Source organism: Afipia sp. GW822-FHT04G07 (assembly GCF_058800765.1).
Genome location: NZ_JBXAMP010000001.1, coordinates 2,670,869 through 2,692,110, shown reverse-complemented (window position 1 = coordinate 2,692,110; position 21,242 = coordinate 2,670,869). Strand labels below are relative to the sequence as shown.

Sequence of the window (21,242 nt, the reverse complement as noted above, 5' to 3'; positions counted from 1 at the left end):
CAGCAGTCAATCAGTGCTTGAAGTGGCGCACGCCGGTGAGAACCATGGCGATGCCATGTGCGTCGGCGGCCTCGATCACTTCATTGTCGCGCATCGAACCGCCGGGCTGAACCACCGCAGTCGCGCCGGCTTCGATCGCCACCAGCAATCCATCGGCGAACGGGAAGAATGCATCGGACGCCACCACCGAGCCCTTGGTCATCGGTGCGGCCAGTCCCAGTTCCTTCGCGGCGTCCTCGGCCTTGCGTGCGGCGATGCGCGCGGAATCCACGCGGCTCATCTGGCCTGCGCCGATGCCGACGGTTGCGAGGTCTTTCGCGTAGATGATGGTGTTGGACTTCACATGCTTGGCGACGCGGAACGCGAAGCGCAGATCGTTCAGCTCGGCGTCGGTGGGCGCGCGCTTGGTCACGGTCCTGAACGTCATGTCATCGACCACCGCGTTGTCGCGGCTCTGGATCAGGAGACCGCCGGCGACGGTCTTCGCCGTCAATCCAGCGGCGCGCGGATCCGGCAGGCCGCCGGCCAGCAGCAGGCGCAAATTCTTCCGCTTGCCGATGATGGCGATGGCTTCGTCCGTCGCATCCGGTGCGATAATGACCTCGGTGAAGATGCCGGCCACCGCATTGGCGGCTTCCGCATCGAGCGTGCGATTGAACGCGATGATTCCGCCGTAAGCTGACGTTGAATCACAAGCGAGCGCCTTGCGATAGGCGCTGGCGAGATCGGCGCCCTCCGCGACGCCGCAGGGATTGGCGTGCTTGACGATGACGCAGGCTGCGGTTCGTTTCGCATCGAACTCCGCGATGCACTCGTAGGCGGCATCGGTGTCGTTGATGTTGTTGTAGGACAGCTCCTTGCCTTGCAGCTGCCGTGCGGTCGCGACGCCGGGCCGGCGGTCGGGCGTCTTGTAAAATGACGCATGCTGATGCGGATTCTCGCCGTAGCGCAGCGCCTGAATCAATCGCCCGCCGATGGCGCGATAATCCGGCGCATCGGTCTTGAGTTGAACCGCGAACCAGTTCGAGATCGCTGCGTCATAGGCCGCAGTGCGCGCATAGGCCTTGGCCGCCAGCCGCTTGCGCAAGGCGAGCGTGGTCGCGCCGTTATGGGCGGCCAGTTCGTCCAGCACGGTCTGGTAATCCGACGGCTCGACGACGACGGCGACGTCATGATGGTTCTTCGCCGCGGCGCGGATCATTGCCGGCCCGCCGATGTCGATGTTCTCGATGCAATCGTCCTCGGATGCGCCTTTGTCGACGGTCGCCTCGAACGGATAGAGATTGACCACCAGGAGATCGATCGGCGCGATGCCGTGATCCTTCATGCTGCGGGCGTGATCGGCATTGTCCCGAATCGCCAGCAGCCCGCCATGCACGTTCGGATGCAGTGTCTTGACCCGGCCGTCCATCATCTCGGGGAAGCCCGTCAGGTCCGAGACGTCCCGCACCTTCAAACCGGCGTCGGCGATGGCCCGCGCGGTGCCGCCGGTGGAGACGAGTTCGACGCCGCTGCCGGCCAGCGCGCGGGCGAATTCGATCAGCCCGGATTTGTCGGACACGGAAAGCAGGGCGCGCGCGACGCGGCGCGGATGGTCAGCCATAATCAAGTCCTGGTTTGGGTCGGTGTTGACCGCCGGGTAGCATGGTTTGGAGCCCGGCAAAACCTCCAATCCACGGACATTTTGCAACGGACGAGGCAATGCCTACAGCGGCAGTTCCGGCTCGCGGCGGGCGTCGCGGCGGGCATTGGTCACGGTGGCCGACGCCGAGGAGCGGGTGAAGCTCCAGCGGATGCTCGGCGAATCCTTCCGGTTCTGGCGGATCACGATCTGGGCGGTGCGGCGGGGTCCGTCGGATCCGGCCAGAAATACGCTGTCCTCGAGGTCGACCTTGTCGTTCAGCGCCTCGAACGTCCATGCATCGCGATTGGGCAGGACCAGCATCACGCCGCGGGCGTCGCTGAGGCGGCTGGCCTTGACGGACGGATGCAGATGAAACCGCAGCACGTAATCGTCAGGCTTGCTGCGCGTCGAGAAGCCGGACGCATTCAGCAGCGTGTCTTCGCCTTCGAGCCGCCCGCCGTCGGCGGACAGCATCAAGGTGCGCTGATGCACGACGCCGAATTGTTTTGCGTAGGCGTCGTGGGATGTCGTCAGCGTAATGCCGTCATTGGCCGCCTCGCGAAACGCGCCGACGTTCGAGGGGCCGCCGACGATGGGTGAGCCTTGCAGCATTCGTTTCATCGCGGGAAGTTCGATGAACTGGCACGACGAGGTGTCGTGACAGATCAGCGTCGAATGCGCCGCGGTGCTGCGCGCAAACGTGCGCCAGTTATCGCGCCCGGTGGCGGGGATGCCGCAGTTGACGACGATGCGGCTGGTGCCGGACGACAATTCGAAGGACAGACAGCCCGCATGGGCGTCCCGGCTCACCGCTGCCGGTGGCGGCGCGCCGGTGTCGACAATCACGGCGGTGGCGCCGGCATCGAGACGCTGGAAGCCGCTGTGCGGCATGTTCGACATCGGCGTGCCGTGGGTGTCGTCATAGGCAAGCAGTGTCGCCAGCAGTCCCGACGGCGCGCTGCTCATGCCGTTGAACAGCGCGAAGGAGCCGTCGCCGTGCCGGAAGAAGCGCAGCATCGGCATCATGCGGTCGATGGCGTTCAGAAGCGCCGGCGGCGGCGCGATATTTCGCGCGGCATAAGTCTGACGCAACGGCAACAGATCGGGCAGCAGTTCGATCAGTGCGCCCGGATTGCGCGAGATGTGTCCGCCGTCCGGCAGCAGTTGCCGCTGCAATTCCTCGGAGAGTTTGCGCGACGAGGTGCGGATGTGCTTGGCCTGATTGGCGAGGCACAGCGAGGCGTAACACAGCGCGATCAGCACCTGGAGGCGCGGCACGCCGTCCGGAATGTCCACCATCGTGTAGCGCAGATAGCGAATCTCGCGCGTGAGACTGCGCAGGAAGCGCCGGTAGAATTTTCCGTCCGCATCGTTCAGCACCAGAGGCGCCTGCGACAGCAGTGAGATCACGCGCCGCGCCAGCACGTCGGCGCGCCAGCCGACGCCGCGCTTGCGGATCGGGCGAGAAATCCAGTCGTCAATCAGCGAGCGGGCGTTGGCGCGGGTGATGGCGGAATCCGCGGCGCGCAGATGGCGCAGCCAGCCGAAGCCGAGCAGGTTCGCTTCCCAGTCTTCCGATGGCGGATCGAGTTCAAAAATGGATCGCCCGTGCGAGGTGACGATCTTGCCCGCGAAGACGAAACGTCCGGCGTAGATTTCGGAGGCGCGGGTGGCGTCGACGGTGCGCAGGTCGTTCGGTGCGATCAGCAGCCGGTCGGTGCGGCCGGGCCAGAACCGTGACAGCGCAACCGATTTGCCGCTGGCGCGCGCGAGCACGGACCGGGCCGCGCGGCCAAGCAGAAGGGACGAAATACGTCTTCGATAAGCGACCGCCACGAGCGCCCTGTCCTGATCCCGCTGGTCGAATCGGAAATTGCCCGCCGCCGAACGTGATCGTTCCCCATGAACCGGAGGATTCCTTCCCGAAAGCCGTGCATGCGCGTAACGCGCCGCGCCGCAAAGGAATCTCCGCGCTCTCTTGTAATCCGGAAACGCCGATAAAACACCCCATTGACGCAGGGGAAGGTGCTGCAAACCTTTTCACGGCTTGCCGCGAATCACCCGCACGGGTGATGGGGGGCGAAGATCAGGATTCCGGATCAGGATTTGACCAGGCGCGCCGCGTAGAAGCCGTCGAGCCCGCCAAGGCGCGGATCGTCGTGGGCGAGATGGGAGGGCAATGTGCGGATATCGCCCTCTGCCGTCAGAATTTCATCGAGTCCCGCGACTTCATCCCGGCCGACCGGGACGCGGCGCATTCCCGATTCGGCAGCGAGCAGGCTTGCGACCGCCTGTTCGCCTTCCTCCGGCTCCAGCGAACAGGTGCAGTACACCAAGGTCCCGCCGGGTTTCAGCAGCGCGACGGCTTTTTGCAGCAGGCGCTTTTGCAGCGCCGAAAGCGTGCCGATGTCCGCTTCCTGCTTCAGCCAGGCCACATCGGGGTGCCGCCGGATGGTTCCGGTCGCAGCGCAGGGGGCGTCGATCAGAATGCCGTCGAACAATTCGCCCTCAGGTTGCCACTCGGTCGCGTCGGCGACAGCAGTCTCGGCCGTCAGGCCAAGGCGCGACAGATTGTCCTTCAGCCGCGCGACGCGATTGGGCGAACGGTCGACCGCCGTCACCCGCGCGCCGGCGTGAACAAGTTGCGCGGTCTTGCCGCCGGGCGCGGCGCAGAGATCGGCAATGGACTTGTCTTTGATATCACCGAACAGCCGGGCCGGCATGGCGGCGGCGGCATCCTGCACCCACCATTCGCCGTCGCTGAATCCGGGGAGCATGGTGACCGATCCGTGCAGCAGCGTCCGCACCGAGCCCGTCACCAGTGTCTCGCCGTGCAGGCGCGTGGCCCAGCCGCCGGAATCCGATTTCACCGTGAGATCGAGCGCCGGCTCGACGCTGATCGCGGCGGCCATGGCGCGGGTGGCGTCTTCGCCGTAAGCCGCGATCCATCGCGCCACCAGCCACGGCGGCAGGTCGAGCATCTGGGATTTCACTTCGTCGATCAGCGGCTGGCCTTCGCGCGCGCAGCGCCGCAGCACCGCGTTGACGAGGCCTGCATATTTCGCGGCGCGCCGGTCTGCCTGCACGAGGCGCACCGACAGATCGACGGCCGCATGGTCCGGAACATCCATCCACAGGATTTGCGCGGCGCCGATCAGCAATGCGCTCTGCGCGCGCGGCGCGTCGCTGGGAATGCCGCGATCGAGCAGCCGCGACAGGACGTGGCCGAGCGTGCCGAGCCGGCGCAAAATGGTTGCAACCAGCCGACGCATCAGCGCGCGGTCGCGATCGGAGAGTGTTTTCAGACCGGGATGCGCGCCCGCGCCATCGAGCTGGTCGTCGAGCATCCGGTGTTTCTGCAACACGCCGTCGAGAATATCGGCCGCGATCCTGCGCGCTGCGAGGCCGGGCACCTCGGTGGGCGGGACAAATCTCGATGGCTTCATGCGTGAAAAACAATCGCTGGCAGGACAACACGGGCGACAAATACGGCGGCGTCACCGTCAGGGCGAGAGATGGCACGCGAATATGCCAAATGTAAGAATTGTGTCGTCTCTGAATCGCCCTGTCTAAAACATCCCGGAAAATGTAAGCCACTTCACATACAACCCGCTCGCCGCGTGATACGGCGTGTCCACGGGTCTTGATCGAAGGCCCGGTCTATCTAGATTGGAATTTCGGCTCTGACCATCCGGGAGTGTCAGCCATGAATGATAACCCGTCTCATTCCAATTCTGTCGATGCCGACCTGGTCGCCGTGCGCAAGCCGCTGTCGCCACAAGCGCAACGTGCGCTTGCCGAGGCCGAGGAACGGCGAGCCAAAACGCAAGCCAGCCAAAGCCCGGCCGAAGTGCAGGGTCCGAAGGGACTGGAACCGACCCGCTACGGCGATTGGGAAAACAAGGGAATCGCGTCGGATTTCTAGAATTCCGGTTTCGGGATCTACGCAGGAATACGGATCAGCCACATCTCCGCTTGCGGGATCAGGAACATTTGCCTTAATCTAGGCATATGTTCCTAGATCGGCCCCTTCATCGCCCGGCGCGGCATATGGCGTCCGCTTCTCCAGCGTGGCTGTTCGGCGTGGTTTTCGTTCTGGGTCTCGCGGCGGGAACCCTGATCCCGGCACGGGGTCATTTTCCCTGGAATTCGTCCCCGGTCAGGCCTGCCATGACGCCCGTGGACGTCGCAGTCTCGCAATCACCGCCGCCCGTTTTGCCGGCGACATGGAGCCGTGACGGCAATCCCGGCGTGCGCCATTTCGTCGAGGTGGTGCGTGTGGTCGACGGCGACACCTTCGAGGCGCGGGTGCATCTGTGGCCAGGACTGGAGATGGTGACGCGGGTGCGCCTGCGCGGCATCGACGCGCCGGAAATGAAAGGCGCGTGCGCGGAAGAACTGCGGATGGCGGAAACTGCAAGCGAAGCGTTGCGCGCGTTGCTTGCCGACGGCGATGTCGCGATCTTCAATATCGGTCCCGATAAATACAATGGCCGCGTGGTGGCCGATGCTGCGACGCGCCGCACGCCAAGCATATCAGCGGCGCTGCTCGCGTCGGGTCATGCGCGACATTATCAAGGCGGCAAACGCGGCGGCTGGTGTGCGACGGCGGCGCGGTGATAAAACAAAAAAGCCGCGCTCAGGCGCGGCTTTTCGCATTCAGAAAGTTGATTACCGCGAGGTGACGACCACCGGCGTGCCGACATTGACGCGCTCGAACAAGTCAGTGATGTCCTGATTGTACATCCGCACGCAGCCGTAGGAGACATAGCCGCCGACCGAGTTCGGGCGATTGGTGCCGTGAATGGCGTATTCGCCGCCTTCGAGTGTCATCGCAGCGACGCCCATCGGGTTCGACGGCGAGCCGCCGGGGATCACATCGGGAATGCTCGGGTTGTCGCGCTTCACGTCCGCGGGCGGCGACCATGCAGGCTGCCGATACTTGCCGTCGATGCGGGTTGTGCCGGCCCATTGCTTCCCGGCCTTGCCGACGCCGACCGGATAGCGCACGGCGCGACCTTCGCCGAGCACGAGATACAGTTTGCGCTCGTTGGTTTTCACCACGATGGTTCCGGGCGAATAGCCGGCGGGCGACGCTACCAGATCGGGGCGCGCCTGCGCCGCTGTGCCGGAAAAACCAACCGCCATCGTGACTGCGAGAGCCGTCGCCAATTGACGCAACATCACAACCTCCAAACCAAAATGTCTGAGCGCCGCAGGTCTCCGGAGCGTGGAACCTTTGGCCGAATTCGTCACGCCGCCTTGAGGGCAGCGCTTTAGGCGCAGCACCGCGAAGGCAAGACCTTGAAGGAAAGGCCTCAACAGCACCTTTCCGTCTCGTCCAAAGCGCGGATCACGTGCTGATAAAAAGAAAATTCCGGCGGCAAAGTAAATGCCCGGGAAACAACACCCCGGCCCAAACAGGCCGTGGCAGGTGACATTTGCGTGAGCGCCCGGTGCCGGCAAAAGTCCGGAATGAGATCACGGGCATCGTCGGCACACTCGTCATACCGGGCATAGCGGTTCGAAGAACGGCGTCGCTTGCACTTGCCAGTGTCGCGGCTCCCACGTCGCAAAGTCGTCGGAAGGAAAGACGGAGTTGGCCGGAACGGACATGGCCGGGACAAGCCCGGCCATGACGCAGAGTATCAGGGGCCGGCATAGCCTCAGGCAGTGGCCTTCTTGTTCTGCCGGTTATGGACCAGATCATCGACCACGGCGGGATCGGCCAGCGTCGAGGTGTCGCCGAGCGAGCCGGATTCGTCTTCCGCGATCTTGCGCAGGATACGGCGCATGATCTTGCCCGAGCGCGTTTTCGGCAGACCGGGCGCAAACTGAATGAGATCCGGCGAGGCGATCGGACCGATGTCCTTGCGCACCCATGCCACCAGTTCCTTGCGCAGCGTCTCCGTCGGTTCGACGCCTTTCATCAAGGTCACATAGGCGTAAATGCCCTGGCCCTTGATGTCGTGCGGATAGCCGACCACAGCGGCTTCCGACACCGCGTCATGCGCCACCAGCGAGCTTTCGACTTCCGCCGTGCCCATGCGATGACCCGATACGTTGATGACGTCGTCGACTCGGCCGGTGATCCAGTAATAGCCGTCCGCATCGCGGCGGCAGCCGTCGCCGGTAAAGTATTTGTTCTTGTAGGTCGAGAAGTAGGTCTGCTCGAACCGCGCGTGGTCGCCATAGACCGTGCGCATCTGGCCCGGCCACGATTTGGCGATGCAGAGATTGCCGCTGCATTCGCCGTCGAGCACCTTGCCGTCGGCGTCGACGATCTCGGGCGCCACGCCGAAGAACGGCTTGGTCGCCGATCCCGGCTTCTGTGCGATCGCGCCGGGCAGCGGCGTAATCAGAATGCCGCCGGTCTCGGTTTGCCACCAGGTATCGACAATCGGGCAGCGGTCGTCGCCGACCACGCGATGGTACCATTCCCACGCTTCGGGATTGATCGGCTCGCCGACCGAACCCAGCAGGCGCAACGACGCGCGCGAGGTCTTCTTCACCGGCTCATCGCCACCCTGCATCAGCGCGCGGATCGCGGTCGGCGCGGTGTAGAAGATGTTGACCTTGTGCTTGTCGATGACGTTCCAGAACCGCGAGTTGTCCGGGTAATTCGGAACACCTTCGAACATCAGCGTGGTCGCGCCGTTGGCGAGCGGTCCGTAGAGAATGTAGCTGTGGCCGGTGACCCAGCCGACGTCCGCCGTGCACCAGTAGATGTCGCCCTCGTGATAATCGAACACGTATTGGTGTGTCATCGACGCGAACAGCAGATAGCCGCCGGTGGTGTGCAGCACGCCCTTCGGCTGGCCGGTCGAGCCCGAAGTGTAGAGAATGAATAGCGGATCTTCCGCGTTCATGTGCTCCACCGGACATTCGCTCGTCACCATGTCGGCGGCTTCGTGATACCAGACGTCGCGCACCGGGTTCATGTCGATCTTGCCGCCGGTCCGCTTCACGACGATGACGTGATCGACGTTGCCGGTCTTGGCAATGGCCGCATCCACGTTGGCCTTCAGCGGGACCTTCTTGCCGCCGCGCAGGCCTTCGTCGGCGGTGATGATCACCCGCGATTTACAATCGGTGATGCGTTGCGCGAGAGAGTCGGGCGAGAAACCGCCGAACACCACGGAGTGAATCGCGCCGATGCGCGCGCAGGCCAGCATCGCGTAGGCGGCTTCCGGAATCATCGGCATGTAGATGGTGACGCGGTCGCCCTTGGCGACGTTGCGAAGCCGCAGGATGTTCGCCATCTTGCAGACTTCGTCGTGCAATTCGCGATATGTGATCTTTTTCGATTCCGATGGATCGTCGCCTTCCCAGATGATCGCGACCTGATCGCCGCGCTTGTCGAGATGGCGATCGATGCAATTCCAGGCGGCGTTCAGTTCGCCATCCTCGAACCATTTGATCGAAATGTTGCCCGGCGCGAAGGAGACGTTTTCGACCTTGGTGAAAGGCTTGATCCAGCCGAGCCGCTTCCGGGCCTCGTCGCCCCAGAACCCGTTGGGGTCCTTCACTGATCGCGCATACATGTCGCGATACTTGGCCTCATCGATAAAGGCGCGTTTCGCCCACTCAGCGGATACGTTGTAAATCTTGTCGGACATGACTTCTCACTTCCTCCAGCGCCGGCGTTCGCGTCGCGTCATGCGAGCGGGTTTGTTCTTGTTTTTGCTATTATGCGCTTTTGCATACAGCGTGGACAAGCTCAGGTAATTAGGACTTTTGTCGGACTTCGCACTGCAAGATTCCAACCGGCTGAATTTTTGACGTGCGAATCCGGCATGTCTGGATCTTGGTATTCCAGATCACAGCAATTGCCAGACCGCGGTCTGCTTGATTTCAGTATCTTCGAGGTCGCGGGTCACCGGCACGCTGTAGTCGGCGATCCGGCGCAATTTGTCGCGGGGCAAATAGCTGCGGCCGGGGTCGCCGATCAGGACCGCCACGCCGCGTGCCGCATGGGCGGACAAGAAATCGAACGCGCGCTGCGCGGTGTCGCGCTCGTAGAAAATATCGCCCGCCAGAATCACGTCCCATGTTTCGTGGCTCTGGCCTGCGAGCAGGTAGTCCTGGCAGGCCGACAGCGTCACGCCGTTCGCCGCGGCATTGAGCGCCGCCGCCGCACAAGCAAATCCGTCGATGTCGGCGACCGTCACGGATGAAGCGCCCGCCCTCATGGCCGCGATTCCCACAAGACCAGAGCCCGAGGCGAGGTCGAGCACCGATTTGCCGCGCACCAGACTTGCATTGTCGAGCACATAACGCGCCAGCGCCTGGCCGCCGGCCCATGCGAAGGCCCAGAATGGCGGCGGCAACCCGGCCTCGCCGATCTCCTCTTCGGTCTTGTGCCAGAGCGGCACGGCCTCGTCGGCCAGATACAAAACAATGTCCGGCGTCAGCGGCACGGCAAGCAGCCGCGTGTTGGCGCGGATGAAAGCGTCCTTGTCGGGGATCGTGGGCGTGTCGGGTTTCAAACCCCGCCCATCTTGCAGATCAGTTTCCATTCATCCGGCTTCACGCTCTGCACCGACAGCCGCGAGTATTTCACAAGGTCCATCCCGGCCAGCTTCTTGTCGGTCTTGATGGTGTCGAGCGTGACCGGTTTTTTCAGCGGCTTGTCGGCGGCGATGTCGACGCAGACGAATTTTTCCGTCTTGTCGGTCGGGTCGGGATAGTGCTCGCGCACGATCTCGACAATGCCGACGATCTCCTTGCCTTCGTTGGAATGGTAGAAGAAGGCGCGGTCGCCTTTCTTCATCTTCATCATGTTGAGCTTGGCGGTGTGGTTGCGCACGCCGGTCCAGGCTTCGCCCTTGGCGCCTTTGGCGACCTGCTGATCCCAAGACCAGGTGGACGGTTCGGATTTCACGAGCCAGTAATTCATTGTCGCTTCCTGTTTATCCTTCGGACCGGAACGGCCGCGTCAGCAGCATCTCGATCGCTTCATCGACGGTCAGCGCGCCGCCGAGCACGGCCGCCACCGCATTCGCCACCGGCATTTCGATATGCTTCTCGGCTGCAAGTTCAATGAGCACGGGTGCGGTGAATTCGCCTTCGACCAGCTTGCCGCGCGGCGGCGTCTCGCCTCTTCCAAGTGCGATGCCATGGGAAAAGTTGCGCGACTGCGTGCTCGAGCACGATAGCAGCAGGTCACCAAGGCCTGACAATCCGGCGATGGTTTCGGCGCGTGCGCCGCAGGCGAGGCCGAGCCGCATCAATTCGGCAAACCCGCGTGTGGTCAGCGCCGCCAGCGCCGATGCACCGAGCTTCTTGCCCGCAACAATACCCGCTGCGATCGCCAGCACGTTCTTGGCCGCGCCGCCGATCTCGACGCCGCGCACATCGGTCGAGTGATAGGGCCGGAACGTCGCGGACCCAAGCGCCTGCACCAGCGCTTTCGCCAACGCCTCGTTGCCGGTTGCGAGCGTGACCGCGGTCGGCAGTCCGCGCGCGACATCCACGTCGAAACTCGGTCCCGACAGAATCGCGGGCACCGAGCGCAGTGCGACCTCGGCGACGATCTCGGTCATGAATTTGTGGGTGCCGCGCTCGATGCCCTTGGCGCAGACGATAACAGGCGTATCCGGCGCAAGATGCGGCGCGAGCGAAATTGCGGCCTGCCGGAGACTCTGCGCGGGCGTGACCAGCAGCACGGCGCTCGCCTTGCCGGCCTGCGCGAGATCGCTGGTGACGGTGATCGCCTTCGCAAGCTGGATGCCCGGCAGTTTCGGATTTTCGCGCGTCCGCGAAATCGTGTCCGCGATGGCCGGGTCACGCGCGCAGAGAACGACGTCGCGTCCGGCGCGCGCGGCGGCGTTGGCCAAAGCGGTGCCCCATGCGCCCGCGCCGACAATGGAAATGGTTTGATGAGTCATCATATTAGTGTCGCGCCCGTGTGTTGGCGAACTTTGCAGGCGTCGTCGCCGTCTCGTCGAGACGCCAGCGGGCGCGCGGCGCGTACTCCATAGTGTCGGTCATCTTCAGCGCAAGCCGTTCCGCGCCGGCCCATGCGATCATCGCGCCATTGTCCGTGCACAGCGCAGGCGGCGGTATGATCAGCATGGTCTGCGCGCGGGCCGCGATATCATGCAACGCATTGCGGATCGCGAGGTTGGATGCGACTCCGCCCGCGGCGACCAGCGCGCGGGGCGGTCCGAACTGTTCGTGAAACAGCCGCAAGCCGACGCTGATGCGGTCGGCGGTGAGATCCAGCACGGCGGCCTGAAATCCCGCGCACAGGTCGCTGACATCCTGCGGCTCCAGCGGCACCAGCCGCGAGGCTTCGTTGCGCACCGCGGTCTTCAATCCGGACAGCGAGAAATTCGCGTCGGGGCGTCCCATCATCGGGCGCGGAAATGCAAAGCGCGTGGGATCTCCGTGCGCTGCGGCGCGTTCGACCTGCGGCCCGCCGGGATAAGGCAGGTCCAGCATTTTCGCGACCTTGTCGAATGCCTCGCCCATCGCGTCATCGACCGTGGTGCCGAGCCGGACGTATTGTCCGACGCCCAGCACGGCAACGATCTGGGTGTGGCCGCCCGAAGCGAGAAACAGGCAGTAGGGAAATGCCAGCGCCACGGTGAGGCGTGGCGTCAGCGCGTGCGCTTCCAGATGATTGACCGCGATCAGCGGCGTGTTGTGCACCAGCGCGATCGCCTTCGCGGTCGTCAATCCGACAATGACGCCGCCGATCAGGCCAGGGCCCGCTGCTGCGGCGACGCCGCTCAGGTCACTGAAGCCGACGCCGGCTTCCTTCATCGCGGCGCGAATGATGCCGTCCAGCATGTCGACATGGGCGCGCGCGGCAATCTCGGGCACGACGCCGCCGAACGGCGCGTGCTCGTCGATCTGCGAACGCACAATATTGGACAAAATCCGTCCCGATCCGTCGGGCTGCCGTTCGATCACGGCGGCCGCGGTCTCGTCGCAGGTGGTTTCGATTCCCAGCACCAGTGTCGGCTTGCCGATTGCCAATGTCAGTCCTTGCCGTGTTTCAGTTTTCGCCGCGCTTCAGGCCTTGCATTGGCCGCCGATCCGGCGTTTCCCTTTGGGGCGTATTTCCAAAGTTTGCGCGACCAGAACGTCATCTGCCAACCGGGCGTCATTCAAGGGGTTCATAACGTGAAATCGCGAGATGGGCTATGGTTAGCTGACATTTGTGGAGCGCTGTAAATGGCCATTCTTGTGACGCGTCCGGCCCCCGACAACGAGAAGACGGCGGCGGCCCTGCGCGCACGCGGATATGACGCGCTGCTGTCGCCGATGCTGCGCTATGAGGCGATCGCGTTTCACGGAGAGGACGACGCGGCCTATGACGCTGTCGTGATCACCAGCGCCAACGCGATCCGCGCCATCGAAAGCCATCCGTCCCGGATGCGGCTGTTGGGATTGCGGGCCTTCACGGTCGGCGAACATTCGGCGGAGGCTGCGCGGGGCGCGGGCTTTGGCGAGGTGATCAGCGCGAAGGCCGGCGCCCATGCGCTGAGCGCGCTCATCGCAAAGAACGTGACATCCGGAAAACTGAAGAAGGGCGCCACGCTGTGTTATCTCGCGGGCGCGGATCTGGCGCACGATCTTGCCGCCGATCTCGGCGCGCGCGGGTTTACGGTGGTGACGCATACGACCTACCGGATGGTTCCGGTGGCAGGTTTCCCCGCCGGAATCAGCGAGGCCTTCCGCGCAGACGGCGTGGAAGCGGTGCTGCATTATTCCCGGCGCAGTGCACGCGCCTTTCTCGATGCGGCCCGCGCGGACGGCGTCGAGATTTCGGCCTTGGCTTTGCCGCAATGCTGCATCTCCGATGCGGTGGCGGGCATTTTGCGCGAGGCCGGTGCGATGCAGGTGGCGGCGGCGCGCACGCCGGACGAATCAGCCGTTTTCGACGCGCTGGACAGGATCGTGAAAGCGCCGTCCAGAGCGTCGTCGACTTAAGCAGCGTCTGCAGAATCTGCTAGTGTGCCGCGACAGGAAATGAGTTCCGATGGATAGTTTCAATGGATGAAGACAAGCAGGACAAGGCTGGCGCATTGCCGGGGGGCGATAGCGGCAAGCGGAAACCGCCGACCATCGATCTCGCGGCGACGGATGTGACCGAGAGCCCCCGCGCGTCCGATGCGCCCGGGACACCCGGCGCAACCGCGTCGGCTGCGGCGGATTCCGAAAGCGCTGCCGGGACCTCCGGTGAACCGGCGCTCGATCCGGCTTCTGAATCCTCTGCGGAGTCATCGCGCTCCCCATCGCGCGCATCGTCCGTGGTGTTCTCGGCGATCATGTCCGCAATCCTGGGCGGCGTGGTGGCGTTGCTTGTTCTCGGCGGCGCGAAATTCGCAGGCCTGCTCGATCCGCCACCGCCGGCGATGGCGACCGCAACCAAGTCCGATGTCGATGCGCTCGGCACACGGATCGCGAAAATCGAAGCGGATGTGGCGAAGCCTGTGCCCGCGCCCCGGCCGGTTGCAGATCCCGCAATCACCGCGCGTCTCGATTCAGTCGAGAAATCTCTGGCCTCGCTGCGCGGCGAGGTCGCGGCTGTGCGCGGCCAGGGCGAAAAGGTTGCCGCTGCGATCAGCGAGATCAAATCCGCGCCGCCGCAAGGCGTCATGACGGGCGCGCCGCAAGCCGCGCCTGCGATCGACACGTCGGCCATCGAGGAGCGCCTCGGCAAGATCGAACGCGCCACCGCGGCGCTGAGTGCGGCGGCCGCAGCGCCAGTTCCGCAACCGCCTGCTGAAGATCCGAAGGTGCGCAGGCTGGACGCATTGCTGCAACTCGACAAGGCCATGCGTTACGGAGGGCCTTATGCGTCCGAGCTTGCAGCCGCGCGGTCTATCGCCGGCGATTCCGATGCGCTTCGGTCGCTCGCTCCCTTCGCAAATACCGGCATTCCCGATGCGGATACACTGAGCAAGGAATTGCTTGCGCTGCTGCCGCAACTCGCACCGAAGCCCGAAGTGCAGCCCGCGCCGTCCGGCATTATCGAGCGCCTTCAGCAAAGCCTCGCAAAATTGGTGCGCATTCAGCGCACCGATGCGGCGGCCAGCGGCGCTGCGGGTATTATCGCGCGAGCAACAGCCGCGGCGCAACGCAGCGATCCGAACGAGGCGAAGCGGGAGCTCCTGCTGCTGCCGGCGCCCGATCGCGTCGTGGTGCGGCCGTGGATCGCGAAGGTCGAGGGGCGCGACAAGGCGCTGGCGGCATCCGAGCAGTTTACGATGGACACACTGACCGCGATCTCGAAATAGGCGCGATAGGCAGCTTCATGATCCGTATCATTCTGTTTCTGTTTCTGGTCGGCGTTGTCGCGCTCGGCGCTGCCGTGATTGCCGATCAGACCGGCGATGTGACGCTGTCATGGAGCGTATGGCGCGTCGACACGTCGCTGCCGGTGCTGGTGCTGGCGGTGCTGCTGCTGGTGCTGGCGGCGATGCTGGTCTGGGCGATCATCCGCAGCTTTCTCAACGCGCCCGAGCGCGTGCGCCGGTTGCGCCGCGAGCGCCGTCAGGCCAAAGGCCGCAATGCGATTACGCAAGGTCTGATCGCGATCGGCACCGGCGATCATCTCGCCGCGCGCCGCCACGCAGACGTCGCCAAACGTCTCGCGCATCAGGACCCGCTGGCGATGCTGCTGCATGCGCAGACAGCCCAGCTTCACGGTGACCGCGATGGCGCGCAGCGCGCCTTTCACGCGATGGCGGAACGCAAGGACACGCGGCTGCTTGGCCTGCGTGGTTTGTTCGTCGAGGCGCAGCGCCGTGACGATGCATATGCCGCGGTAGCGCTGGCCGAAGAAGCATTGAAGACCGCGCCCGCCGCCGCATGGGCGTCGCAGGCAGTGCTTGGTTTCCGTTGCAGTCAGGGCGACTGGGACGGCGCGCTGGCAATTCTTGAAAACAACCTCGCTGCGGGGCTGATCGATCCCGCGCCGTACAAGCGCCAGCGCGGCGTGCTGCTGACCGCGCGCGCGCTCGATCTTGAGACGAGCGACCGCGACAAGTCTCGCGCCAGCGCGATGGAAGCGCTGAAGTTCGCACCGACGCTGGTGCCCGCCGCGACGCTCGCCGCAAAGTTTCTCAGCGAGAACAACCAGACCCGCCGCGCGATGCAGGCGATCGAGGCTGCGTGGACCGCGCAGCCGCATCCGGATCTGGCGGATGCTTACGCCCATGTGCGCCTCGGCGATTCCGCGCTCAATCGGCTAGGTCGCGTCGAGAAACTCGCGGCGAAAGCACCGGGACATATCGAAGGCGCGCTCGCGGTGGCGCGCGCGGCCATCGACGCAGGTGAATTTGCGCGCGCGCGCGAGGCGCTCGCACCCTTCATCGATGCGCCGACCCAGCGGGTTGCGATTTTGATGGCCGAGCTTGAACGCGCCGAGCATGGCGACGGCGGCAGCGCGCGAAGCTGGATGCTGCGCGCGGTGCGCGCCGCGCTCGATCCGGCATGGACCGCCGATGGTTATGTGTCCGAGCGCTGGCGGCCGGTGTCGCCGGTGACCGGCCGTCTCGATGCGTTCCAGTGGCTGACGCCGGTTGCAGCCTTGCCACCCGAGAAGACGCCGGTGCTCGATGCGCATATTGCGGATGAGCCTGCGCTGCCCGCGCCCATCGAGGCAAATCTGGTTGAAACGCCACCGGCCGAAACACCGCCCGCTGCGGCGCTGCCGCCCGCGCCATCTGCATCGCAGGACAACCAACCTGTGGTGGTATCCACCGTCTCATCGCCCGTTGTCCCGGCTGCGGATGTGCGGCCGGCCGAGGCACCGGCGGCTTCATCCGCCACGAATGATGTGCCGCCGCCGGTGTTCCGTCCGCGGCGCGACATCGAGAAGCCCGATGGGCTGCGGATTCCGGCTGTGATTCCGATTGTGCGGGCGCCGGACGATCCGGGCGTCGCCGACGAGGTTCTGGACCCGGAATTTGACGATCCGGTGAAGCCGGAACAGGCGCAGGCCGGCGGCTGGAAGGGCTTTTTGTCCCGTCTTGTCAGTTGATTAGGAGTTGGCTGGTAGTTTCAATGCAAGGCCTGATTGCAGGCCAGAAAAGCGCCTCGCGGTCGCTGCCGATGTTGCAAAGCGGGGCCGTGGCCAGTATCAGGTGCGGACACCGGTATCTCGCGTTTCGCCGCCTTAGCTCAGCTGGTAGAGCACCTCATTCGTAATGAGGGGGTCGTAGGTTCGAATCCTATAGGCGGCACCACTTGCTCAGCACCTCGAAATAGCCACGGCGGTACGCGACGGAATTCCGGGTCGTCCATCCATGTTCAATGGACGCTGCGAGACAGGACGCTGTCTTGCGCGGAATTTCACCACACGCAGCGCCGGCGACAAGGATTCAAGGACACCACAAATGCAGACCGATCGGGAAAAGATACTGGCCGCCCTTCGCGAAAAACCGCTGAAGATCTTCGATGTCATGAAGCGCGTGAACATCAAGAATCAAGAAGACTGCCAGTCGCTCCTGCTGAAGATGCGCGACGACGGCCTTGTGAAGTTCGATATCCATAAGGGCGTTTGGCGGATCGGCTGATTGCCTTCGTCCATCGCGGATGGAATTTCCCCGCTTTGCCTGCAAGGGGATTTGCGATTTGATCGATGGCCGGTCAAAATTCTTGTCCCCATACCAGCGGGTCCTTTGATGAAGCTCCTTCAAGCATCGGTCTTGGTGGTCGCGCTAAGCGGCGCAACGCAGAGCTTTGCGGCGGTCGAGCAATGTCGCTTCATTAATTCAAAGCCGGATCGGGAAGCCTGCTACGACCGGCAGGCCAAGGCGCTTGCAGCCAGGAAGGCAGCCGCGAAACCAGCGCCTGCTGGGCCGATGGAACGCAGAAGCCCGGAAGACGAGGCGCTGTCACGCCGGCTCAAGAGCATCTGCCGCGGCTGCTAAAGGCTGGCTAGCCGCTTACGAGAAGCTCGTTCGTTCTCTTTTCACTGCATCATGAATTTCGGTCTGCAGCATTTGATATCGGGTCAGCAACCCGGCTGCGTTTTGAAATGACCATCGACCACAGGTGTAAAACCCTCGGCGGGTAGGTTCAAATCAGCTCCAGGCAGCGCGGAACGTGCTGAACTGAAAACTCTGCTGGCTACCCCACGGAGTTGTGTGGAGATGAGAGATCGTCCCGAGGAGCTGGAAGTCCGCGCCAAGCGTGTCAGCCAAAGTCTCTCCGCTGTAGCGAACCACAGCCAGCCCGCTGCAGCGTTCCGGGCCGTCAAGCGCGAATGTCCCGAGGATGACATGCCCGCCGGATCTCATCGCGCGGCGTAGCTTGTCCACGTAAGCGGTGCGGTCGGTATCCTCTGTAAGAAAATGAAAGGCGGCGCGGTCGTGCCAGACGTCGAACGTTTGCGCGGGCTCCCATCGCGTCACATCGGCGGCGATCCATTGCACGGTCTCGGCGCGGGCTCCCAGTCTTGCGCGCGCGATCGACAGGGCCGCCTCCGACAAGTCCAGAACGGTCACGTGCCGAAAACCGCCGTGCACCAAAGTATCGACGAGGCGGGACGCACCGCCTCCGATGTCGACGATGCGGGACTCGGCGCTCGCGCCCGCCGCGCGAAGCAGTTCCATCGACGGCTCCGCGCTCTCCTGAAACCAGCTGACCTCGCGCTCGCCCTTGGTGGTGTAGACCTGCTCCCAATGGGTGTGACGGCTGGTTTCGTTCATCGCGTTGTCTTCCTCAGCAAGGCTGTACAGATGGCATTCGTTCCCGCCGGGGACAACAGCGGAAGAAGAAGCCCGGCTGTTTGAATTGTGGCTTGCCGCGGCTGGTTGCCGGCTAAGGACCGGGTCATGCGGCACCGGCGCCATTGCGCTCTCCCCCGGCCTGTGCCGAAATGGCTGACCTAAAAACAAGCGCGGTCAGGCAGCCGGTGTCGTTCGGCGTCATGAGCGCGCACTCAGGGAGGACGACCATGCGTTCCGTTTTCGCGGCGCTCGCCGCGCTCTGCCTCGTGTTTCAGACTGTCTCGCCCGGCTACGCCCAGGACGCCTGGCCATCGCGCAATGTCACCATCATCGTGCCGTTCACCGCGGGCGGCACCGCCGACCTGTTCGCGCGGCTGCTGGCCAGCCACATGCAGCAGACCTTCGGTCAATCGTTCGTCGTTGAAAATCGCGGCGGCGCGGGTGGCAACATCGGCGCGGCGGCGGTGGCGAAAGCGCCGAACGACGGCTACACGCTGCTGCTCGGCACCGTCAGCACCCACGCCATCAACCCGACGCTCTACTCGAACCTGACCTTCGACGCGGCCAAGGATTTTCAGCCGGTCTCGCTGATCGCGCGGCTGCCGAACATGCTGGTGGTCAAGAATTCGATGCCGGTGAAGAACGTCGCGGAGTTCGTCGCCTATGCGAAGGCCAACCCCGACAAGCTGAACTACGGCTCGTCCGGCGTCGGCACCTCGATCCATCTCGCGGCGGAATTGTTCAAGATCGCAACCGGCACCAAAATGACCCATGTGCCGTATCGTTCGTCCAACGAGATCATGCAGAACCTCACCGGCGGACACATCGATCTCGCCTTCGACAACATCACGCTGGCGTGGCCGCAGGCGAAGGCGGGCACGGTGCGTGCGCTTGGTGTCACCAGTCCGCAGCGTTCGCCGACCGCGCCCGAAGTGCCGCCGATCGCCGACACGCTGAAGGGCTTTGACGCCACCTCGTGGCACGGGCTGTTCGCGCCGGCCGGCACGCCGCGCCCAGCGGTCGACAAGATGGCGGCGGAGGTGAAGCGCATTCTCGAAATGCCGGACACCGTCACCAAGCTCACCGACATTGGCGCCGTGCCGTCCCCGATGACGCCGGACCAGTTCACAACCTTCATCGCAGCGGAACGTGCGAAGTGGGCTGAGGTTGTGAAGGCGTCGGGCGCGACGGCGAACTGATCGCGCGCAGTTGAACAACCGGTCCGCAGGTGGACGCCGGTTGACCATCGGGCTGCCGCAGTTAGATGTTGAATGAGGCGAATGCCTCGGCCGCAAGGTCGCTGAAGAGGTCGCGCATGAGCATCGCCGAAATCATCGACGCGCCGGTCGTGCGCCCCGCGCTGATCCCGCCGCGGCCGCCGTTGGCTCCGGAGCATTTGTCCGCGCTCGGCCGCCTCGCCCTGATCCGCCAGAACGCCATCGCGACCTGGGGCCAGCGCGCCTATGAGGAGGATATCGTCCGGGGCAAGTTCTTCGGGCGTAGCAGCTTCATTCTCAACACGCCGGAGGCGATCCGGCATGTGCTCGTGGAGAACTACGAGAACTACACCCGCACGCCGGCCGGCATCCGCGTGCTGCGGCCGATTCTCGGCGAAGGGCTTTTGCTGGCGGAAGGTAAGGCCTGGAAAAATCAGCGCCGCACGCTCGCGCCCGCCTTCGCGCCGCGCGCGATTCCCCTTCTTGTCCCGCATATGCTGGCGGCGACCGACGATGCGATCGGCGAGTTGCGCAAACTGACCGGTGTGCCGGTCGATCTGCGCGAAGCCATGCAGCGGCTCGCGCTCGATATTGCCGGGCGCACCATGTTCTCGTTTGAGCTTGAAAAGCACGGCGCGGCGTTGCGCGGCTTCGTCAATGACTACGGCGAGCGGCTGGCGCAGCCTCGCTTCTTCGATCTCCTGTTGCCGCTGGGCTGGCCGAGCCCGAGCGATCTGTCCCGCGCCCTGTTCCGGCGGCGCTGGACAAGGTTCATGCGCAATCTGATTGCGGAGCGCCGTGCGAAAGGCGAAGGCGATGCCGCCCCGCACGACCTGTTCGGCCTGATGGTGGCGGCGCGCGATCCTGAAACCAATGAGGCTTTCTCCGACGAGCAGCTCGGCGATCAGGTCTCCACCATGATCCTGGCGGGCCACGAGACCACGGCGACCGCGTTGTTCTGGTCGCTCTATCTGCTGGCGCTCGATCCCGTGACCCAGGACAGGCTGGCCGGGGAGGCGATGGCCGCGCGCGCCTCCGGCGCATTCGACATGGCGAAGCTGACGTTTACCCGCGCGGTGCTCGATGAGACCATGCGCCTCTATCCGCCCGCCTTCCTGATCGTGCGGGCCGCCGCCGGTCCCGATGCGGTGCCCGGCGCGGACATTGCCGCCAAAGACATCGTGCTGATCTCGCCGTGGCTGCTGCACCGGCATGAGAAGCTCTGGGATCAGCCGAACGCCTTCAGGCCGGATCGCTTCCTGCCGGGCCAGCCGCCGCCGGATCGGTTTGCCTATCTCCCCTTCGGGGTCGGGCCGCGGGTCTGTATCGGCGCGCAGTTTGCACTCACCGAGGCCACGCTGGCGCTGGCGAAGCTGATCGCCGCGTTCGAGGTGGAGTTGCTCGACCGGGAGCCGGTGACGCCGGTCGGCGTGGTGACGACCCAGCCGGATCGGTCGCCGGCATTCAGAATCACCGCGCGCGGTCCTTGACCGGGGGCGTCACTGCTGCGCGGCGACGCCTCGCAAACGGTATTGCGACGCGGTGAAAACCGGCGTCGCATAAACACCGGATCGTCAGTCTTATTCCAAAGTCTTATGCGAAGCGGCTTCGTGCCGCGTCGAAGAGTCGCATTCATCGGATCATTCTTGCCAAATCTCGCCGCAGGCCGTTGTGTTGCGCCCAATCAATAATGCCAGGCTCAGCAAG

Annotated in this window: 19 protein-coding genes and 1 tRNA gene; 10 read left to right on the top strand and 10 right to left on the bottom strand. The window is 64.3% G+C overall.

Going from position 1 to position 21,242, the window contains the following annotated elements; genetic code table 11:
• Positions 1–10: 10 nt before the first annotated feature.
• The 3 genes from purH to AC1RKJ_RS13130 form a co-directional block, all read right to left on the bottom strand.
• Positions 11–1,603: a bifunctional phosphoribosylaminoimidazolecarboxamide formyltransferase/IMP cyclohydrolase gene (purH, locus tag AC1RKJ_RS13140; RefSeq protein ID WP_492791395.1), complete on the bottom strand. Its 1,593-nt coding sequence runs from the start codon at positions 1,601–1,603 to the stop codon at positions 11–13.
• A gap of 102 nt (positions 1,604–1,705) precedes the next feature.
• Positions 1,706–3,460, bottom strand: a complete 1,755-nt coding sequence (locus AC1RKJ_RS13135; RefSeq protein WP_492791394.1) for a heparinase II/III family protein — start codon at positions 3,458–3,460, stop codon at positions 1,706–1,708.
• A gap of 263 nt (positions 3,461–3,723) precedes the next feature.
• Entirely contained in the window at positions 3,724–5,070 is a 1,347-nt protein-coding gene (locus AC1RKJ_RS13130) for an RsmB/NOP family class I SAM-dependent RNA methyltransferase (RefSeq protein WP_492791393.1), read from the bottom strand.
• A 260-nt stretch (positions 5,071–5,330) separates the two neighbouring features.
• Here AC1RKJ_RS13130 and AC1RKJ_RS13125 point away from each other — a divergent pair, with 260 nt between their 5' ends.
• Both AC1RKJ_RS13125 and AC1RKJ_RS13120 read left to right on the top strand, forming a co-directional pair.
• Positions 5,331–5,549, top strand: coding sequence for a DUF1674 domain-containing protein (locus tag AC1RKJ_RS13125; protein ID WP_492792731.1), 219 nt, complete (start codon positions 5,331–5,333; stop codon positions 5,547–5,549).
• Between the two features lie 125 nt (positions 5,550–5,674).
• The gene (locus tag AC1RKJ_RS13120) at positions 5,675–6,244 is read left to right on the top strand and encodes a thermonuclease family protein (RefSeq protein ID WP_492791392.1); all 570 of its coding nucleotides are present in this window, start codon (positions 5,675–5,677) and stop codon (positions 6,242–6,244) included.
• Positions 6,245–6,295: 51 nt separating this feature from the next.
• Here the strand turns inward: AC1RKJ_RS13120 and AC1RKJ_RS13115 are convergent, their stop codons facing one another.
• From AC1RKJ_RS13115 to tsaD, 6 genes are all read right to left on the bottom strand, one after another.
• Positions 6,296–6,808: a L,D-transpeptidase gene (locus AC1RKJ_RS13115; protein WP_492791391.1), complete on the bottom strand. Its 513-nt coding sequence runs from the start codon at positions 6,806–6,808 to the stop codon at positions 6,296–6,298.
• Between the two features lie 482 nt (positions 6,809–7,290).
• A complete protein-coding gene (acs, locus tag AC1RKJ_RS13110) occupies positions 7,291–9,243 on the bottom strand; it encodes an acetate--CoA ligase (RefSeq protein WP_492791390.1) in 1,953 nt (650 codons plus the stop codon).
• Positions 9,244–9,444: 201 nt separating this feature from the next.
• Entirely contained in the window at positions 9,445–10,143 is a 699-nt protein-coding gene (locus tag AC1RKJ_RS13105) for a class I SAM-dependent methyltransferase (RefSeq protein ID WP_492791389.1), read from the bottom strand.
• Positions 10,110–10,523: an EVE domain-containing protein gene (locus AC1RKJ_RS13100; protein WP_492791388.1), complete on the bottom strand. Its 414-nt coding sequence runs from the start codon at positions 10,521–10,523 to the stop codon at positions 10,110–10,112. Before AC1RKJ_RS13100 ends, AC1RKJ_RS13105 begins: the two co-directional genes overlap by 34 nt.
• A gap of 13 nt (positions 10,524–10,536) precedes the next feature.
• The gene (locus AC1RKJ_RS13095; RefSeq protein ID WP_492791387.1) at positions 10,537–11,517 is read right to left on the bottom strand and encodes an NAD(P)H-dependent glycerol-3-phosphate dehydrogenase; all 981 of its coding nucleotides are present in this window, start codon (positions 11,515–11,517) and stop codon (positions 10,537–10,539) included.
• A 1-nt stretch (position 11,518) separates the two neighbouring features.
• On the bottom strand, positions 11,519–12,604 hold the full coding sequence (gene tsaD, locus AC1RKJ_RS13090) for a tRNA (adenosine(37)-N6)-threonylcarbamoyltransferase complex transferase subunit TsaD (RefSeq protein ID WP_492792730.1): 1,086 nt from the start codon (positions 12,602–12,604) through the stop codon (positions 11,519–11,521).
• Positions 12,605–12,808: 204 nt separating this feature from the next.
• Here tsaD and AC1RKJ_RS13085 point away from each other — a divergent pair, with 204 nt between their 5' ends.
• The 6 genes from AC1RKJ_RS13085 to AC1RKJ_RS13060 all read left to right on the top strand — a co-directional run bounded on the left by AC1RKJ_RS13085 (position 12,809) and on the right by AC1RKJ_RS13060 (position 17,517).
• Positions 12,809–13,567, top strand: coding sequence for a uroporphyrinogen-III synthase (locus tag AC1RKJ_RS13085; protein WP_492791386.1), 759 nt, complete (start codon positions 12,809–12,811; stop codon positions 13,565–13,567).
• 62 nt (positions 13,568–13,629) lie between these two features.
• Positions 13,630–14,877 (top strand): COG4223 family protein, encoded by a 1,248-nt coding sequence (locus AC1RKJ_RS13080; protein ID WP_492791385.1) that lies wholly within the window; start codon positions 13,630–13,632, stop codon positions 14,875–14,877.
• A gap of 17 nt (positions 14,878–14,894) precedes the next feature.
• Complete coding sequence (locus AC1RKJ_RS13075; RefSeq protein ID WP_492791384.1) at positions 14,895–16,625, top strand: heme biosynthesis protein HemY; 1,731 nt, start codon at positions 14,895–14,897, stop codon at positions 16,623–16,625.
• Between the two features lie 129 nt (positions 16,626–16,754).
• A tRNA-Thr gene (locus tag AC1RKJ_RS13070) sits at positions 16,755–16,830 on the top strand.
• Between the two features lie 150 nt (positions 16,831–16,980).
• Entirely contained in the window at positions 16,981–17,160 is a 180-nt protein-coding gene (locus AC1RKJ_RS13065) for a hypothetical protein (protein ID WP_492791383.1), read from the top strand.
• A 108-nt stretch (positions 17,161–17,268) separates the two neighbouring features.
• Positions 17,269–17,517 carry a hypothetical protein gene (locus tag AC1RKJ_RS13060; RefSeq protein ID WP_492791382.1) on the top strand — a complete coding sequence of 83 codons (249 nt, stop codon included), beginning with the start codon at positions 17,269–17,271 and terminating at the stop codon, positions 17,515–17,517.
• Between the two features lie 153 nt (positions 17,518–17,670).
• On the opposite strand, the gene AC1RKJ_RS13055 is transcribed toward AC1RKJ_RS13060, so the two are convergent.
• Positions 17,671–18,297: a class I SAM-dependent methyltransferase gene (locus AC1RKJ_RS13055; protein WP_492792729.1), complete on the bottom strand. Its 627-nt coding sequence runs from the start codon at positions 18,295–18,297 to the stop codon at positions 17,671–17,673.
• A 248-nt stretch (positions 18,298–18,545) separates the two neighbouring features.
• Here AC1RKJ_RS13055 and AC1RKJ_RS13050 point away from each other — a divergent pair, with 248 nt between their 5' ends.
• Both AC1RKJ_RS13050 and AC1RKJ_RS13045 read left to right on the top strand, forming a co-directional pair.
• Positions 18,546–19,517, top strand: coding sequence for a Bug family tripartite tricarboxylate transporter substrate binding protein (locus tag AC1RKJ_RS13050; RefSeq protein WP_492791381.1), 972 nt, complete (start codon positions 18,546–18,548; stop codon positions 19,515–19,517).
• A 116-nt stretch (positions 19,518–19,633) separates the two neighbouring features.
• On the top strand, positions 19,634–21,025 hold the full coding sequence (locus AC1RKJ_RS13045; RefSeq protein WP_492791380.1) for a cytochrome P450: 1,392 nt from the start codon (positions 19,634–19,636) through the stop codon (positions 21,023–21,025).
• The last annotated feature ends 217 nt before the right edge of the window (positions 21,026–21,242 follow it).

Coding starts and splice junctions, on each gene's coding strand:
- purH (WP_492791395.1), bottom strand. CDS start 1,603: ATGGCTGACCATCCGCGCCGCGTCGCGCGCGCCCTGCTTTCCGTGTCC.
- AC1RKJ_RS13130 (WP_492791393.1), bottom strand. CDS start 5,070: ATGAAGCCATCGAGATTTGTCCCGCCCACCGAGGTGCCCGGCCTCGCA.
- AC1RKJ_RS13125 (WP_492792731.1), top strand. CDS start 5,331: ATGAATGATAACCCGTCTCATTCCAATTCTGTCGATGCCGACCTGGTC.
- AC1RKJ_RS13120 (WP_492791392.1), top strand. CDS start 5,675: ATGGCGTCCGCTTCTCCAGCGTGGCTGTTCGGCGTGGTTTTCGTTCTG.
- AC1RKJ_RS13115 (WP_492791391.1), bottom strand. CDS start 6,808: ATGTTGCGTCAATTGGCGACGGCTCTCGCAGTCACGATGGCGGTTGGT.
- acs (WP_492791390.1), bottom strand. CDS start 9,243: ATGTCCGACAAGATTTACAACGTATCCGCTGAGTGGGCGAAACGCGCC.
- AC1RKJ_RS13105 (WP_492791389.1), bottom strand. CDS start 10,143: ATGGAAACTGATCTGCAAGATGGGCGGGGTTTGAAACCCGACACGCCC.
- AC1RKJ_RS13100 (WP_492791388.1), bottom strand. CDS start 10,523: ATGAATTACTGGCTCGTGAAATCCGAACCGTCCACCTGGTCTTGGGAT.
- AC1RKJ_RS13095 (WP_492791387.1), bottom strand. CDS start 11,517: ATGATGACTCATCAAACCATTTCCATTGTCGGCGCGGGCGCATGGGGC.
- AC1RKJ_RS13085 (WP_492791386.1), top strand. CDS start 12,809: ATGGCCATTCTTGTGACGCGTCCGGCCCCCGACAACGAGAAGACGGCG.
- AC1RKJ_RS13080 (WP_492791385.1), top strand. CDS start 13,630: ATGGATGAAGACAAGCAGGACAAGGCTGGCGCATTGCCGGGGGGCGAT.
- AC1RKJ_RS13075 (WP_492791384.1), top strand. CDS start 14,895: ATGATCCGTATCATTCTGTTTCTGTTTCTGGTCGGCGTTGTCGCGCTC.
- AC1RKJ_RS13065 (WP_492791383.1), top strand. CDS start 16,981: ATGCAGACCGATCGGGAAAAGATACTGGCCGCCCTTCGCGAAAAACCG.
- AC1RKJ_RS13060 (WP_492791382.1), top strand. CDS start 17,269: ATGAAGCTCCTTCAAGCATCGGTCTTGGTGGTCGCGCTAAGCGGCGCA.
- AC1RKJ_RS13055 (WP_492792729.1), bottom strand. CDS start 18,297: ATGAACGAAACCAGCCGTCACACCCATTGGGAGCAGGTCTACACCACC.
- AC1RKJ_RS13050 (WP_492791381.1), top strand. CDS start 18,546: ATGCGTTCCGTTTTCGCGGCGCTCGCCGCGCTCTGCCTCGTGTTTCAG.
- AC1RKJ_RS13045 (WP_492791380.1), top strand. CDS start 19,634: ATGAGCATCGCCGAAATCATCGACGCGCCGGTCGTGCGCCCCGCGCTG.